Here is a 15,072-nt window from a genome sequence, read left to right as displayed (position 1 = left end):
CACCTTCACGCCGCCGCCGCCATCGTGCTCGCCCGGCACAGCAGCACGCGTCCACCGCTCACCTTAACCGGGATCACCGGCGTGCAACCCTTGTCCTCGCCCAGCGCTTCGCCGGTATCGAGCGCGATCCGCCAATTGTGCAGCGGGCAGGCGACGGCACCGCCATGGACGATGCCTTGGCTGAGCCGTCCGCCCTTGTGCGGGCAACGATCGGCCAGTGCGAAGACCTTGCCCTCGCCGGTGCGGAACACCGCGATGTCGTCGCCCCCGGTGACTTGCACCGTGCGGCTGCCGCGCACCGGAATCTCATCGACCCAGCCGATATCGAGCCATTCGCCGATCATGCCATTTCTCGCGTGTTGTCGATGGGGGTGAAGCGCGCCATCGGCGCGTGCTGTTCGCGATGTTCGCCCGCGGCGCGCGCCGCCCACGGATCGTCCTGCGTGAACTGCTGCGAAAACAGGAACCGAGCCGCCAGCGCCTCGCGGCCGGCGGGATCATCGGCGATCCGTTCGCGGATATACTCCACCCCGATCCGTTCGATCCACGGCGCGGTGCGTTCCAGATAGCGTGCTTCTTCGCGGTACAATTGGATGAAGGCGGCGCAATAGTGCATCGCTTCCTCCTCGGTCGCGACCTTGCACAGGAAGTCGGTCGCGCGGACCTTGATCCCGCCATTGCCGCCGACCGACAACTCGTAGCCGCTGTCGACGCAGACCACGCCGAAATCCTTGATCGTCGCCTCGGCGCAGTTGCGCGGACAGCCGCTGACCGCGATCTTGAACTTGTGCGGCATCCACGAGCCCCAGGTCATCCGCTCAACCTTGACGCCGAGCCCGGTCGAATCCTGCGTCCCGAACCGGCACCAGTCGGAGCCGACGCACGTCTTCACGGTACGCAAGCTCTTGCCGTAGGCGTGGCCGCTGACCATCCCGGCGGCGTTGAGATCGGCCCAGACCGCGGGCAGATCCTCCTTCTTGATGCCGAAGATGTCGAGCCGCTGGCCGCCGGTCACCTTGACCATCGGCGCATCGTATTTCTCGACGACGTCGGCGATCGCGCGAAGCTCACGCGGGTTGGTAAGCCCGCCCCACATCCGCGGCACGACCGAATAGGTGCCGTCCTTCTGGATGTTGGCGTGCAGCCGTTCGTTGACGTAGCGGCTCTGCTGGTCGTCCTTGTAATCGCCCGGCAGCGCGCAGAGCAGATAGTAATTCAGCGCAGGGCGGCACGACGAGCAGCCGTCGGGCGTCGACCAGCTCATCTTCTGCATGACTTCCGGGATCGAGCGCATGCCCTGCGCGACGATCTCGCGGCGGACGTCGTCGTGGCCGAAGCTGGTGCATTTGCACATCGTCTTGACGGTGCGTTCGCCCGAATAGTCGTCGCCGAGCGTGACCGCGAGCAGCGTCTCGACCAGCCCGGTGCACGATCCGCACGACGCCGACGCCTTGCAGGTCGCGCGGACCGCATCGAGCGTCGCATTGCCGGCGCCGATGCACGCCACCACCTGTCCCTTGGTGACGCCGTTGCAGCCGCAGATCTCCGCATCGTCGGAGAGCGCCGCAACGGCCGCCTTAGGGTCCGCTTGCGCCCCTCCCGAGGCGAAGGCTTGGCCGAAGATCAGCATGTCGCGGATGGGGGCGATATCCTCGCCGCGTTTGAGCAGGTCGAAATACCAGCCGCCATCGGTCGTGTCGCCGTACAGCACCGCGCCGACGATCCGGTCGTCCTTCACCACGACGCGCTTGTATATGCCGCGCGACGCATCGCGCAGGACGATGTCCTCGCACGCCCCGCCACCCGAGAAATCGCCCGCCGAGAACACGTCGAGCCCGGCGACCTTCAACTTGGTCGAGGTCACCGATCCGCGATAACCGCTGTGACTGTCGGTCAGGCCATCGGCGAGCGCGCGGCACATGTCCCATAGCGGTGCGACGAGGCCGTAGACATTGCCGTCATGTTCGACGCATTCGCCGACCGCGAGGATCGACGGGTCGCTGGTGACCATATGGTCATCGACTTTGATCCCGCGACCGATCTCCAACCCGGCATCGCGCGCGAGCGCAACCGACGGGCGGATTCCGACCGCCATCACGACGAGGCTCGCGGGGATCAGCGTACCGTCCTTGAGCAGCACGCCCTCGACATGGGTGTCGCCGACGATCTCCGCCGTGTTCGCCTCAGTGAGGATGGTCTGGCCGCGCGCCTCCAGCGCCGACTTGAGCAACCAGCCTGCCGCCTCGTCGAGCTGGCGTTCCATCAGCGTCGGCATCAGGTGGATCACCGTCACCTTCATGCCGCGGAGCGTGAGGCCGTGCGCGGCCTCCAGCCCGAGCAGGCCGCCGCCGATGACGACCGCCGCGCCGCCCCCCTTGGACTTACCGGCTTCGGCCGCCTCCAGCATGTGATCGACGTCCGCCATGTCGCGGAACGAGATGACGCCGGGCAGGTCCTTGCCGGGAACGGGGATGATGAACGGATCGGAGCCGGTCGCGATCAGCAGCCTGTCGTAAGACACCGTCAGGCCCGACCGCGCCGTGACGGTCTTCGCGGTGCGGTCTATCGCCTGCACCGGGTCGCTCGTCACCAGCGTGATCGTGTTGGTCGCATACCAGGCATGGTCGTTGATGACGATCTGCTCGAACGTCTTCTCGCCCGCCAGCACCGGCGACAGCATGATCCGGTTGTAGTTCACATGCGGCTCGGCGCCGAAGATCGTCACGCGGTAGCGGGTCGGGTCGCGCGCGATCAGTTCCTCGACCGCGCGACAGCCGGCCATGCCGTTGCCGATCACGACGAGGTGTTCGCGCCTTTTGGAAAAGGGAGTGTCGGGGGAGGGGGTTTGGTGTTCCATCATGTCGTCCAGTCGCGTTGGAGCCGGGGAAGGGGGGGCATCAGGCGGGGATCGCGCCGTTCACCGCGCGATCGCTGGTGCGGCGTGCGTCGAGCGCGGCGTCGAGCAGCGCGCGCTCGTCCGATTTGTGCGTGGCGGAAAAGCGGACCGCCAGCGCGCAGACGGCGGTGCCCGCGACGATGTAGCCGAGCATCACGAGGCATTGCTGCGGGCTGGCCGAGGCCTTGTTGAGGAACCCAGCCGCGACCGCGCCGATATTGCCGCCGGCGCCGATGATCCCGGCGACGCCGCCCAACGCCTTGCGGTCGATGAACGGCACCAGCGCATAGGTCGCGCCGCACGCCATGTGCGTGAACAGCCCGAAGATCGTCATCGCCAGGATCGCGAGCGTGATGCTGCCGGCATGCCCGAACAGCACCAGCCCGATGCCCTCGCCGAGCATCAGCGCGAACAACAGCAGCGCGCGGCCATCGAGGCCCTTCACGAGCGCGATCCGGTCGCTCGCGATCCCGCCGAGCGCACGGGCGAACAGCGCGAGGCCGCCGAAGATCCCTGCGGCCAGCCCGGCGTCGGTCAGCGAAAGGCCGAACCGGTCGACATAATAGCTGGCCGCGATGTTGTGGATGAAGATCTCCACGCCGAAGCAAGCGCCATAGGTCGCGGCGAGCATCCAGGTCCGGTAGTTGGCGGCGGCGCGGCGCAGGATCGCCACGCCGGTCGCCTTGCCGCCGTCGACGGCGATGCCCGCGGCGCGGAGGTCGACGATGTCGCCCTGCGGCGTGTCCTGCGTATAGCGCGCGTAGACCAACGCCATAACCACCATCGCGACGCCCGGCACGAACATCGCCGCCCGCCATCCGAACGCGTGTTCGACCCCAAGGCCAATCATCGCCGCGACGACCAGCGGCATCAGGCTCTGCGCCGCACCACCGCCGGCATTGCCCCAACCGCCGACGGTCGCGTTGGCGGTACCGACGACGTTGGGCGCGAACATCACGCTCGTGTGATATTGCGTGATGACGAACGACGCGCCGATCGCGCCGATCGCGAGGCGGAAGAACAGGAACGTCTCGTATGTCTGCGCAAACGCCAGCCCGAACACCGGAACCGCGCCGAGCAGCAGCAGCCAGCTATAGGTACGCCGCGGCCCGAACCGGTCGCAGAGCGGGCCGACGATCAGCCGCACCAGAATCGTCACCGCGACCGCGGCGATGTTGATGTTGGCGATCTGATCCTTGTCGAGGCCGAACTCGGCCTTGATCAGCGGCATCAACGGCGCGGCGGCGAACCACGCGAAGAAGCAGACGAAGAAAGCCAGCCAGGTGACGTGAAACGCACGCATCTGCGGCGTGGCGACGCTGAACAGGTCGATCCGTGTGGCCTTTGGCGCGGTGGCGTCGATACCCGGTGATGCGAACAGCATGATTTTCCCCATCTGCGACGGACAAAGAAAAAGCCGCCCCGACAGCGACCTTGCGGACGCATCGGAGCGGCTTCGTTGCCTATGGACGATCGGTGGATCGCCCTACGCGGTCAGGCCCCATCGTTGGAACCGGTCTCGCGATGATTTCGTGCCCGACTCCCTTGCCGGACGTTGCGAAGATGACCGAACTGGCCCCATCGCGCAAGCGCCATTTCGCAGGTGCAGCAGATTTGGGTCGGGGTTCACTAACCTGTTCTCCTGCGAACGCAGGAGCCCAAGGGTATCGAGCGCCATCCGCCGTGATCCTGCTTGACCCTGGGTTCCTGCGTTCGCAGGAAAACCGGGGCGGACTTTACGGCAACCCGGCCAGATACCCCTCGATATCTTCCGGATCGAACGCCCGCCGGTCGAAGAACGCATCCCGCCCAAGAATCAATCGCCCCTGCGTCGATCCCGCGCCGATACCGTCCGCACCGATCGCGCCCTCCAGCTTCGAACTCGCATTCGGCAACGGCGCGTCCGAGCCTGCCAGCGCGGCGCGATACACGTCCGGGCGGAACACCCCTTGCGCGACGTCCGCCTCCTCGACCGAGAACGGCATGCCGTCCCAGCGCAGCATCTGCGAATAGAGCCACGCCGCTTGGCTGCGCCACGGGAAGTTCGCCGCCTCGCGGTACTGGAACATGAAGTCGGGGACGTGGATCGGCGTGGCATCCTGTACGAGCCGCACCCGGTCGCCGATCGCGCGCCCCACCGCATCGACCGGCGCATCGAGATAGTCCGACCGTGACAAAATCGCTGCATTCGCATCGAGAGTCGTGGGGTCGACGAACTGCGCAGCGGCGGCGTGAAGCGCGCGGATCAGCCGGTGGACGACGTCGCCGCGATCGACCAGCGTCGCGGCGCGCATTGCCAGCACCTTCTCGACGCCGCGTTGCCAAATCTGCGCCGTGACCAAAGCGATCCGCCCGACCCCGCGATCGACCGCGACGCCGTTCCACGGTTCGCCGACACAGATGCCGTCGACTTCGCCCGCCGCCAGCGCATCGGCGGCGAAGGTCGGGCTGGTCGTCACGATCTCGACATCGGTATCGGGGCGGATGCCGACCGCGGCCAGCCAGTAGCGCAGCATGTAATTGTGGCTCGAATAGCGATGCACCACACCGAACCGCAGCCGCCGCCCCGCCGAGGCCCGCGCCAGCGCAACCGTCTTCAGCCGCGCGCCGAGCACCACCGGGTCGCCGAGCGCATCGCCGTCCAGCACCTGTGCGGCGAGCGGCAGCGACAGCGTGATCGCGTTGCCGTTCAGCCCCAGCACGAACGGTACCGCCATCGGCACCGCCGGCCGCCCGCGCCCCAGCGCAGTCGCGATCGCGAGCGGCGCGACCATGTGCGCCGCATCGGTATGACCGTAAAGCAGCCGATCGCGCACCGTCGCCCAGGTCATGTCGCGAACCAGTTCGATCTCCAGCCCCTCGGCCTCGGCGAACCCGCGTTCGCGCGCGAGGATCGGCAACGCGGCATCGACCAGCGGCAGGAAGCCGATGCGGATCCGGTCGAGCGCCATCAGATATCTCCCATGAGCGCGTCGCTGGTGATGATCGCATCGGCGATTTCGGCGATACGGCGGTTGGATCGCATCGCCTGTGCGCGGAGCAGGCCGTAGGCGGTCGGCTCGTCGATGCCCCGGCGTTTCATCAGGATCGCCTTGGCGCGGTCGACCGTCGTGCGATCGGCGAGCGCGCTGCGGGCCTCGTGCAGTTCGGCCTGCAACCGCGCGAAGGCCTGAAACCGGCGGATCGCGAGGTCGATGACCGGCTTGATCCGCTGCTTGGCGAGCCCGTCGACGATATAGGCCGAGACGCCCGCATCGACCGCGGCGGCGGTGGATTCCGTGTCGCTTTGGTCAACGAACATCGCGATCGGCCGCGCCAGCGCGCGCGACACCGCGAAAAACTCTTCGAGCACGTCGCGGCTCGGATTTTCGAGGTTGATCAGCACCACTTCGGGCGCTGCCTTCTCGAGTGCGGCCACCATCCCCGCTGTGCTGTCGATCACGACGATATCATCGAGTCCGGCCTCGCGGAGCCCTTCGGAAATAATTGCCGCGCGCGTCGTGCTGGTGTCGATGATGGCGATCCGCATAGTCCGATCCTAGGCGGCACCGGTCTCGATTGCGAGGGCGCTTCCAGGGGCTTCCTCCGGATCGGACGCCAAGTACCGTGACCGGATGACGAATTGCCTGACACCATGGGCTTTCAACATTTTGCCACCTGCCCGTCAAAAGTTTCGCCTCGCGCACGTACCTTCAGGCGAATAAATGTCCGAAATTAGGGAAGCAAGTAGCGGCTCTGGACATCTGATGTGGCGCTAGTCTCGTTCAGATCTGCGGGCCGAACTGCGTCTCATATTGGCGTAAACATTCCGCAAGCGAGCGTTCCGGAACCGGCCTGAACCGCTTTCCCGTAAGAGAAAGCGCGATCGTCCGGTCGAGCCTGAACATCCGGAAGTCGTTCCGGATCTCGCACCAGCTAACTAGAGTCTGAATCGTCCGGCTTGCATCGAGAGGATTCTCACCGCCGAGCATTTGTGATCCACTGTGCGGGGTAAGCAGGGAGGAATATGGTGCAGGCCTATCCGAATGATCTTCGAGCGTGTAGCGGCATCGGAGGTGTCGGGGCGCAGCTGCCGGGAGACGGCGGCATTGTTCGGGGTAAGCGTTGCGAGCGCGGTAAAATGGTCGCAGCGTTTGCGTGCGACGGGGACGGCTGCGGCGCGACCAATGGGTCGGCAGCAGCCACGCTCGCTGGCCGCTGAACGCGACTGGCTGCGGCAGCTGGCGGCGGTTCCCGACCTGACGTTGCACGCGTTGGTGGTGGAGCTGGGCGCGCGCGGCGTGGTGACGAGCTATAGCTCGGTCTGGCGGATCGTGCGCGAGAGCGGCATCACCGCGCGCGGGCACCAGCTCGTCGACAAGGTGCCGCAGGCCATTGGCGCACGCTGACCTTCGTGGCCGCACTGCGCCACGACCGGATCGACGCCCCGCTGGTGCTCGACGGTCCGATCAACGGTGCGAGCTTCACCGCCTATGTCGCACAGTTCCTGGTGCCGACGTTCAGCCCCGGCGACATCGTCATCATGAATAATCTGGGCAGCCACAAAGGCCCGGCGGGGCGCGCGGCGATCCGACGCGCCGGTGCCCATCTGCTGTTCCTGCCGCCCTACAGCCCCGACCTGAACCCGATCGAACAGGTCTTCGCCAAGCTCAAAACTTTGCTCCGAAAGGCCGCCGAGCGCTCTGTCGATACAACCTGGAAGCGCATCGGCACCTTGCTCGACGCCTTCCCGCCCCAGGAATGCGCCAACTACCTCAGAAACTCGCGCTACGCTTCAACGTAGATGGATCATAATCCAGGCTACAGCTCTACCCCTCGCACGCGCGCCTTGGTGAGTAGGAGCGCTGCCTCCCGGGTATTACGGGTCAATCGCGCCGCAGCCTCGAAGTGCGGGCGGGCTTCCGATCGACGACCCGCTCGGAAGAGTAGATCGCCGCGCACCGCGGGCAGGGGCGGATAGTTGCGCAAGACCGCCACGTCGGCAATTTTCTCGATAAGCTGCAGGCCTGCTTCCGGACCGAAGGCCATCCCGTGAGCAACCGCGCGGTTGAGATCAACGATCGGCGAGGGGGTCGCCTCCCTCAACCGATCATAAAGGGCAGCGATACGCCGCCAGTCGATATTTTCGGCCCTCAGCACTCGTGCGTGGCATGCAGCAAGGGCTGCCTGAAGGGCGTAGCGACCATCGGCACCGCCCAGCGATTCAGCCCGGGCGAGCGCCTTCATGCCGCGCCGGATGAGCAGCCGGTCCCAACGTGCGCGGTTCTGCTCGGTGACCGGCACGAATGTTCCCGTCGGCCCCGTTCGCGCCGCGAGGCGCGAGGCCTGCAACTCCATTAGAGCAAGGAGCCCGAGCACCTTGGGTTCGTCGGGCAGCAGGCCGGCTAAAATTCGTCCCAGCCGCTGCGCTTCGGCGCAAAGCACCGGCCGCACCAATTCATCGCCCGCCGTGGCAGCATAGCCTTCGTTAAAGATCAAATAGACCACCTCAAGTACCGACGTCAGCCGACGCGTGCGTTCGGTGCCGTGCGGTACCTCGAACGCGAGAGCCGCTTTGCCTAATGCCTTCTTGGCGCGCACGATCCGCTGCGCGATCGTCGACTCCGTCGAGAGAAAGGCGCGCGCGATCTCTTGCGTGGTCAGTCCACCGATAAGCCGCAAGGTGAGCGCGACGCGTGCATCGGGCGGAATAATCGGGTGGCAGGCCGTAAAGATCAGTGCGAGCAACTCGTCTTCGATATCGTCATCTACCGCCGCCTCGATCTGCTCGCCGAGGGAGAATCGCGTGTTGCCAAGGCCGCGCGCCATGTCAGCATGCTTTCGGTCCCGCATCCGCTGGTGTCGTATCGCGTCGATGCCGCGGCGCTTAGCCACGGTGGTGAGCCAAGCGCCGGGAGCGCGTGGAACGCCGCGCACAGGCCACTCCGCAAGGGCGATTACCAACGCTTCTTGCGCCAGCTCCTCGGCTTGATCGACGTTGCCGGTCATTCGGGCGAGGCTTGCGATCAAGCGCGGCCGTTCGATCCTGAAAACCGTTTCGATCGCACGCTGAATTGCGTCGGCCGCCATATACAAGAGTTATGCGATCTTGATGGCGGGGGGCAAGCGCATCAGCGGTTCGCCAGCTTGTCACCCACGCCGTCGTGGATCGCGGCGGCTACGGCGGGGATGATATCGACGAAGTCCTCGGCCTCATAAAGCGGGCGGATTTCGATCTCGCTCGGACCGAACATCGGGTTTGGACAGCGCTTCACCCACTCGACCGCCTCCTCCATGTCCCTGACCTCCCAAAGCCAATAGCCTGACACGAGCTCACGCGTTTCGGCGAAAGGCCCGTCGATTACCGTGCGGCGCGGACCGTCGAATGCAACGCGCTTCCCCTGCGACGAGGGCCGGAGCCCATCACCAGCGACCATGACGCCGGCATTCACGAGCTCCTCGTTGAACTTGCCCATGTCCACGAACATCTGGCTGAGCTCGGGCGAGGGCTTCATACCTTCCTCGCTATCCTCGGTCGCCTTCACAAACACCATCACACGCATCATTACTCTCCTTGTGAGCCGCCACTGTCGTCCGGCCACTACAGCAACGAACGAGGCAGTCCGGATTCGACATTCTCGCGGTAGAAAATTTACTTCACCAGACGATCAGCCCCAAGGCGCCGCAACGGTACAGTGGACCCGAACTGCGCTAGTTTTAATCTAAGTCGCGAAATCTACAGTACTACGGTCGATCCGCAACAGGCAATGTTGGCGGATATGGCGCAAGGCCAAGTAAGGGCATCGACGCTATTCGTCGCGACTGAATGAGCTTTCGGTTCCGACAAAAGCTCAGCGTACTTGAAGTCGGTTTCTCGGCATGTCACGCGGGGTTGCGTAAGTGCCGCTCTGTACCGCCAGCGTGCTGATAACGCTGCACAACCCGTCAATAGGGCAAATCGATAATGCCGCCCGGGGCGTCGTCGTCGATCGCGCCGGCGCGAACGACGGCCCACATGGCGCGCTCGATGATTTTTTCCAGATAAGCAGTCTCCGCTGGCGTCTTCGGCTCGGGCATATTTACTCCTTCATTGCAGTTGATAACAGTTTCGAGCCGCTACACGCTCCGTGTTCTGGGTCTCTATCAAGCCCGAACCGTCGGCACCTCTGCTATGCTTGTCGTCCACGCTGGCGAGCGCATCTCCGACCGGAGCTTCATTCGCGCCGGAAGCCTTGCGACGCCGTGACGGCGGTCCACTTACCAACCGCCATTGATTACGCCCGCAGTAGCGGACGCTCAACGTTGCGCGCCGGAGTTTCCCGCCCATGACAACAACCCAGGGTCGTGCGGGCAAATTAGGGTGTCCTGTTCCTCGGCGAGTTTACCCCCGCGGGACCCCGACTGGACATTCTACAACGCTATCCGCCTCTTGGCGGCCTAACGTGGCCTGGCTTTCGCATCGCTGCTCGTGGTGTCACCAAATAGCATCGCTGAAAGGATTCATTCCCCCAATCGGAATTGACCGTTGGCAGGGCCACTACTGGTGTTATCGTTCTGTCATAATAAAAACGAATCGCGAGAGGATGAGGTGGGCGACGAATAAGGGGGCGCGATGAATCTCCGGCAAATTCAGGTATTTCATGCAGTCTATTCGGTAGGCTCCATCAGCGGCGCGTCGCGCCTGCTCAACGTCTCGCAACCATCGGTCAGCAAGATCGTCAAGCATGCGGAGACGAAGCTCGGTTTCGCCCTATTTCGACTAGTACGCGGACGACTTGCCCCGACTGAAGAAGCTCATATCCTGTTCCGCGAGGCGGCAGATCTACATGCTAGGATCGACACCTTCCAGCGCGCGGCTCGCAACCTGCGAACAACTTCGGAAGGGCATATTCGCATGGCCGTGTTGCCGTCGTTGGCCCTTTCCCTGGTGCCGGAGGCCGTCGTCCGTTTCCGTCAGCGGATGCCGCGAGTGACGTTCGACGTGTCGGCAATTCACCATAATGATTTTCGCGAGGCGCTGGCCTCGCGCGAATGCGATTTCGTTATCGGTCATCACTTGTTGCTGGATCCGGAGATTTCTGGGGCGGTGATCGGGCATGGGCGCGTCGGGGCGCTCTTCCATCGTCGTCTGTTGCCGGAGGCCGACACCGTGGTCGGCGCCGAGATGCTGGCGGCAAACCAAGTAATCGGGCTCAGTTCCGACGTCGCGATCGCCGGATTAGCGGCATCGGTCATCGCCACCATGATCACGCCGGCGGTCTTGGTGCATTCGGTATATCTTGCCGCTGCAATGGCGCGGCAAGGTGCCGGCATCGCTATCGTGGACGAGTTTACCGCGCGTGGATATGTCGATGACAGTCTTATATTTCTCCCGCTGGCGCCTTCCGTCACCTTCGAACTAAATGTGCTGCATCTCGGCTCAAATCCGCTCACCCGATTGGCTAAAAGCTTCATCGACCTAAATCGGCAGATGATTGCGACGCAAACGGACTGGGTTAGCGCTCCCTATCCAGCGCCTACTGTGGCGCTGGCAGCGGGTACATATTGAGCATCGATAGGCTATCCGGAGGTAGGTGATGCCGACGGCACAGCATCAGCCTGTGATCTCGGGTTGACGCCGCATGACCGGCGGCAGCGCGCGGCACGATAGCCGTGAGCATGATCGCTGTTTCGTTTCGCCCTTAGATCTGCTCTCACCAATGACGGTGACCACCCGCGCCATCTGTCATAAGCATCTGCTGCCGATTTATCGGCTCACGCCGCGCCGGCCGCGCCGCGCGGCTAATGATTAGCGTGGCCGCGCGCGGTCCATGCCGTCACGTTATAGGCGTCGCAAGCATAAGCATGGCAGTGGCGCTAAAGCCGTCTTGACGGCACCTGCCCAACTGATAGCCCTAGAGGCCTAGGGGAGAAGTCTGAGACGCTGCTCAACATGCTGATATTGCGTGGAAATCCGTTTGTTCAGAAGGCGTAATTGCCTCGTCTAAATGGAATGACGCGATTACGGCAACGGGGGAGTTAGAATGCGCGTCTTTACACAATCGAGTATGCTTCAAGCACGCCCATCCGTCGCTCGACGTGACATGGTTTTGCGATTGATGCGCGAAACGTCCAACCCAGCGCTGGTTGCGGCAAGCGCCCCCGTAGCGCAGAAACGGGCACCACTTGCCGGGCTGACGCTCAAGACGCTGGTCGGCGCCGCCCTGCTCACCGGCAGCAGCGCTTATGCGCAGGACACGCAGCCGATGCAGACCGTCCCGGAACCCCCAACGTCGGCGGTTGCCCCCGTTCCCGACGTGGCACCGGAACTAGCCCCCGACGACCCTTCCTCCGAAATTACCGTTACCGGCTCGCGTATTGCCCGTAACGGTTATGATCAGCCGACCCCCGTGACGGTGATCGGCCTGCAGGAAATTCAGGCCGCCGCGCCGGCCAATATCGCGGATTTCGTCAATCAGATTCCGTCCGTCTCGGGCAGCGTGACGCCGTCCAACACGCAGCGCAATCTCAGCGGCGGCGCTGGCGGCATCAATACCATAAACCTGCGCAGCCTTGGCACTGCGCGCACGCTCGTGCTGTTGGACGGGCATCGTTCGGTAGGATCACTCGCCAGCGGCACCGTCGACGTCAACACGATCCCGCAGGGGCTGGTGAAAAGCGTCGAGGTGGTGACCGGCGGCGCATCTTCGGTCTACGGGTCGGATGCGGTGGCCGGGGTCGTCAACTTCATTCTCGATCGCACTTATACCGGGCTAAAGGGCGAAGCGAGCTACGGCGAAACCACCTATGGCGACGATCAGACCTGGCGCGTATCGCTGACCGGTGGCCTGTCCTTCGCCGAGGGGCGCGGGCACGCTTTGCTGAGCGGCAATCTCGTCCGGCGTGGCGGCGTTTACGGGGCGGGCTCCCGCCCATGGACCGACCGCGCGGTGCATTTGATCCAGAACCCGCGACATGTCGCTGGCAATGGCCAGCCCGAATATGTCGCGGCCGGCCAATCCGGGCTGAACACGACGACGGGCGGCGGGATCATCACGAGCAACTCGATCGGCACCAACGGGGCTAGTTTACGGGGCACGTATTTCGGCCAGGGCGGCACGGTCAACCGCTATGATTACGGCGCCAATCGCCTCAACAACCTGCCTTGGACGGTGGGCGGCGATTATCAGCTCAGCCAGCAATATTATGGCACGTCGATCCAGCCGGAGGAGCAACTATCCAGCGTCTTTGGACGCTTCAGCTTCGATATTCTGGAGACCCTCCAAGTCTATACCGAGCTATCCTATAACCGCAGCAATCAGATCAGTTGGGGCGGCTATCATACCGACAAGGCCAACGTTACGATCCGCGGCGACAATGCCTTCATTCCTGCCGCGCTGCGCGCGCTGATCCCCAATAGCAGCGCGTATACCTTCACGCTCGGCACCTGGAACCAGGATATCCCGACGCGCGAAAGCCATTATGATCGCAATGTGCAGCGGTATCTGCTGGGCTTTGAAGGCTCGTTCGACTTGATCAATACGGGCTGGAAATGGGATGCCTATTACCAGCGCGGCATCATGAACGCCAAGGAAGGGCTGGTCGCCGCCAACCGCGTCAAGCTTGGTTATGCACAGGACGCTATTCGCGACGGCAGCGGCAACATTGTTTGCCGGCCCACCGCGGCGGCGCTGGCCGATCCGCTGTTCCAAGGCTGTGTGCCGTTCAATCGCATGGGCATCGGAGTAAACTCCCCAGAGGCGGTCGCCTATATCATGGGCACGCCTTATGATGATCGCCGCCTGCAACAAGACGTTGCGGCGGTGAATTTCAGCACCAACATCCAGAATCCATGGCTCGATGCGATTGGCGTCGCGTTCGGCGTCGAGCATCGCAAGGAGCAGATTTCGGGCTATGTGCCGCCGGAATATGCCGCGGGCTGGTATTCAGGCAATTTCACCGCCACCCGGGGCTCCTATACCGTGACCGAGGGCTATGGCGAAACGGTGGTGCCGCTCCCGTTCAAGTTCGAGTTCAACGGCGCCGCGCGCTACACGCACTACAGCGAATCCGGCAATGTCGTGACGTGGAAGGCTGGACTGAGCTGGCAGCCGATCAAGGACATCCGTTTCCGCGTCACACGGTCGCGCGATATCCGCGCGCCCAACCTGTCGGAACTGTTCCAGGGCGGCAGCCGCAACACCAATTCGATCGGTGATCCGTGGCAGAACAACCAGGCCGTGCGCTATACGCAGACGGTGACTGGCAATCTCGATCTGCAGCCGGAAAAGGCTGATAGCTGGGGCCTCGGCGTGATCTATCGCCCGTCCTTCATCCCGGGGCTTGGACTGTCGGTCGATTATTATGACATCAAGATCAAGGATGCGATCGGCACGCTGGGGGCGCAGGACATCGTCGATCGCTGCTTCACCGGCAATGTCGATCTGTGCCAGCGGCTCCGGGCAATCACGCCGACCGGCACGATCGCTTATGGCAGCCCGGGATTTGGTAGTACCGGCCCCGGCCCGACCGTCAGCGAATATTTGATCGCCAACAGCCCGTATAACTTCCTCTCCAACCGGGCACGGGGCATCGATCTGGAGGCCAGCTATCAGTTCGATCTGTCCACTATCGCGGCCGCCTTGCCGGGCAAGATGAACTTCCGCGGCATCGCCACGCACTATCTGGAAGCATCGGAAGCGAACGGCGTGCAGGCGCCGACCGACGTGGTCGGGGAGAATGCCGGAGGCGGCCCGGCCAATTGGACATATCGCCTGACGCTCGGTTACGCGGTCGACAATTTCTCATTGCAGGTCATCGGCCGCGGGGTCAGCGCCGGGGTGTATAATAACAATTGGGTAGAGTGCACCAGCGGCTGCCCGGCATCCAACACGATCAACCGCACGATCGCCGACAATCACATCGATGGCGCATTCTACCTCGACACCTATTTCGCGTACGACCTGCCGGTCGGGGGCGTGAAAAGCCAATTGTTCTTCCGCGTCGCCAATCTGCTCAACAAGGATCCGGCGCCGGTGGGCAAGGGACCGTCGGACACCTCGAACGTCGATCTCGGTATCAATCAGACGATGTACGATTATCTCGGGCGGTCATTCCGGCTCGGCCTGCGCTTCGACCTTTAAGACGCCGCCAGGCTGCGCTGATCTGCAGGGAATGACCAACGCAGTACGCGTTCTGTGACACGAGCATGGATAGAT

At 63.7% G+C, this 15,072-nt stretch carries 10 protein-coding genes and 2 pseudogenes; 3 read left to right on the top strand and 9 right to left on the bottom strand.

What is annotated here, in order from left to right:
* Positions 1-5: 5 nt before the first annotated feature.
* The 5 genes from nirD to ABC969_RS10940 form a co-directional block, all read right to left on the bottom strand.
* A complete protein-coding gene (gene nirD, locus ABC969_RS10960) occupies positions 6-344 on the bottom strand; it encodes a nitrite reductase small subunit NirD (protein WP_345864921.1) in 339 nt (112 codons plus the stop codon).
* Positions 341-2,857, bottom strand: a complete 2,517-nt coding sequence (gene nirB, locus ABC969_RS10955) for a nitrite reductase large subunit NirB (RefSeq protein WP_345864920.1) — start codon at positions 2,855-2,857, stop codon at positions 341-343. The genes nirD and nirB overlap by 4 nt, the downstream gene beginning before the upstream one ends.
* A 40-nt stretch (positions 2,858-2,897) precedes the next feature.
* Positions 2,898-4,280 carry an MFS transporter gene (locus ABC969_RS10950; RefSeq protein ID WP_345864918.1) on the bottom strand — a complete coding sequence of 461 codons (1,383 nt, stop codon included), beginning with the start codon at positions 4,278-4,280 and terminating at the stop codon, positions 2,898-2,900.
* Positions 4,281-4,632: 352 nt separating this feature from the next.
* Positions 4,633-5,847, bottom strand: a complete 1,215-nt coding sequence (locus ABC969_RS10945; protein ID WP_345864917.1) for a CmpA/NrtA family ABC transporter substrate-binding protein — start codon at positions 5,845-5,847, stop codon at positions 4,633-4,635.
* The gene (locus ABC969_RS10940) at positions 5,847-6,425 is read right to left on the bottom strand and encodes an ANTAR domain-containing response regulator (protein WP_345864915.1); all 579 of its coding nucleotides are present in this window, start codon (positions 6,423-6,425) and stop codon (positions 5,847-5,849) included. The genes ABC969_RS10945 and ABC969_RS10940 overlap by 1 nt, the downstream gene beginning before the upstream one ends.
* A 477-nt stretch (positions 6,426-6,902) precedes the next feature.
* Between ABC969_RS10940 and ABC969_RS10935 the strand changes: the two are divergent.
* Positions 6,903-7,679: pseudogene (locus ABC969_RS10935) on the top strand (transposase).
* Positions 7,680-7,696: 17 nt separating this feature from the next.
* On the opposite strand, the gene ABC969_RS10930 reads toward ABC969_RS10935, so the two are convergent.
* From ABC969_RS10930 to ABC969_RS16500, 4 genes and pseudogenes are all read right to left on the bottom strand, one after another.
* Positions 7,697-8,965 (bottom strand): RNA polymerase sigma factor, encoded by a 1,269-nt coding sequence (locus ABC969_RS10930; protein ID WP_345865158.1) that lies wholly within the window; start codon positions 8,963-8,965, stop codon positions 7,697-7,699.
* 122 nt (positions 8,966-9,087) lie between these two features.
* Positions 9,088-9,438: pseudogene (locus ABC969_RS10925) on the bottom strand (YciI family protein); the annotation flags it as partial.
* 382 nt (positions 9,439-9,820) lie between these two features.
* Positions 9,821-9,952 (bottom strand): hypothetical protein, encoded by a 132-nt coding sequence (locus ABC969_RS10920; protein ID WP_345864914.1) that lies wholly within the window; start codon positions 9,950-9,952, stop codon positions 9,821-9,823.
* Positions 9,953-10,018: 66 nt separating this feature from the next.
* Positions 10,019-10,093: a DUF4113 domain-containing protein gene (locus tag ABC969_RS16500; protein WP_465270215.1), complete on the bottom strand. Its 75-nt coding sequence runs from the start codon at positions 10,091-10,093 to the stop codon at positions 10,019-10,021.
* Positions 10,094-10,487: 394 nt separating this feature from the next.
* On the opposite strand from ABC969_RS16500, the gene ABC969_RS10915 reads away from it, so the two are divergent.
* Positions 10,488-11,423, top strand: a complete 936-nt coding sequence (locus tag ABC969_RS10915) for a LysR family transcriptional regulator (RefSeq protein WP_345864913.1) — start codon at positions 10,488-10,490, stop codon at positions 11,421-11,423.
* 550 nt (positions 11,424-11,973) lie between these two features.
* Positions 11,974-14,997: a TonB-dependent receptor domain-containing protein gene (locus ABC969_RS10910; protein ID WP_345864912.1), complete on the top strand. Its 3,024-nt coding sequence runs from the start codon at positions 11,974-11,976 to the stop codon at positions 14,995-14,997.
* Positions 14,998-15,072: the final 75 nt, after the last annotated feature.

Source organism: Sphingomonas qilianensis, from assembly GCF_039614825.1.
Lineage (GTDB): Bacteria > Pseudomonadota > Alphaproteobacteria > Sphingomonadales > Sphingomonadaceae > Sphingomonas > Sphingomonas qilianensis.
Note: the sequence above shows the minus strand (reverse complement) of the source record. Positions and strands in the feature narration are given on the sequence as shown.

What these genes read in the sequence shown, in the direction of transcription:
- nirD (WP_345864921.1), bottom strand. Translation starts at nt 344, where the DNA reads ATGATCGGCGAATGGCTCGATATCGGCTGGGTCGATGAGATTCCGGTG.
- nirB (WP_345864920.1), bottom strand. Translation starts at nt 2,857, where the DNA reads ATGGAACACCAAACCCCCTCCCCCGACACTCCCTTTTCCAAAAGGCGC.
- ABC969_RS10950 (WP_345864918.1), bottom strand. Translation starts at nt 4,280, where the DNA reads ATGCTGTTCGCATCACCGGGTATCGACGCCACCGCGCCAAAGGCCACA.
- ABC969_RS10945 (WP_345864917.1), bottom strand. Translation starts at nt 5,847, where the DNA reads ATGGCGCTCGACCGGATCCGCATCGGCTTCCTGCCGCTGGTCGATGCC.
- ABC969_RS10940 (WP_345864915.1), bottom strand. Translation starts at nt 6,425, where the DNA reads ATGCGGATCGCCATCATCGACACCAGCACGACGCGCGCGGCAATTATT.
- ABC969_RS10930 (WP_345865158.1), bottom strand. Translation starts at nt 8,965, where the DNA reads ATGGCGGCCGACGCAATTCAGCGTGCGATCGAAACGGTTTTCAGGATC.
- ABC969_RS10920 (WP_345864914.1), bottom strand. Translation starts at nt 9,952, where the DNA reads ATGCCCGAGCCGAAGACGCCAGCGGAGACTGCTTATCTGGAAAAAATC.
- ABC969_RS10915 (WP_345864913.1), top strand. Translation starts at nt 10,488, where the DNA reads ATGAATCTCCGGCAAATTCAGGTATTTCATGCAGTCTATTCGGTAGGC.
- ABC969_RS10910 (WP_345864912.1), top strand. Translation starts at nt 11,974, where the DNA reads ATGCGCGAAACGTCCAACCCAGCGCTGGTTGCGGCAAGCGCCCCCGTA.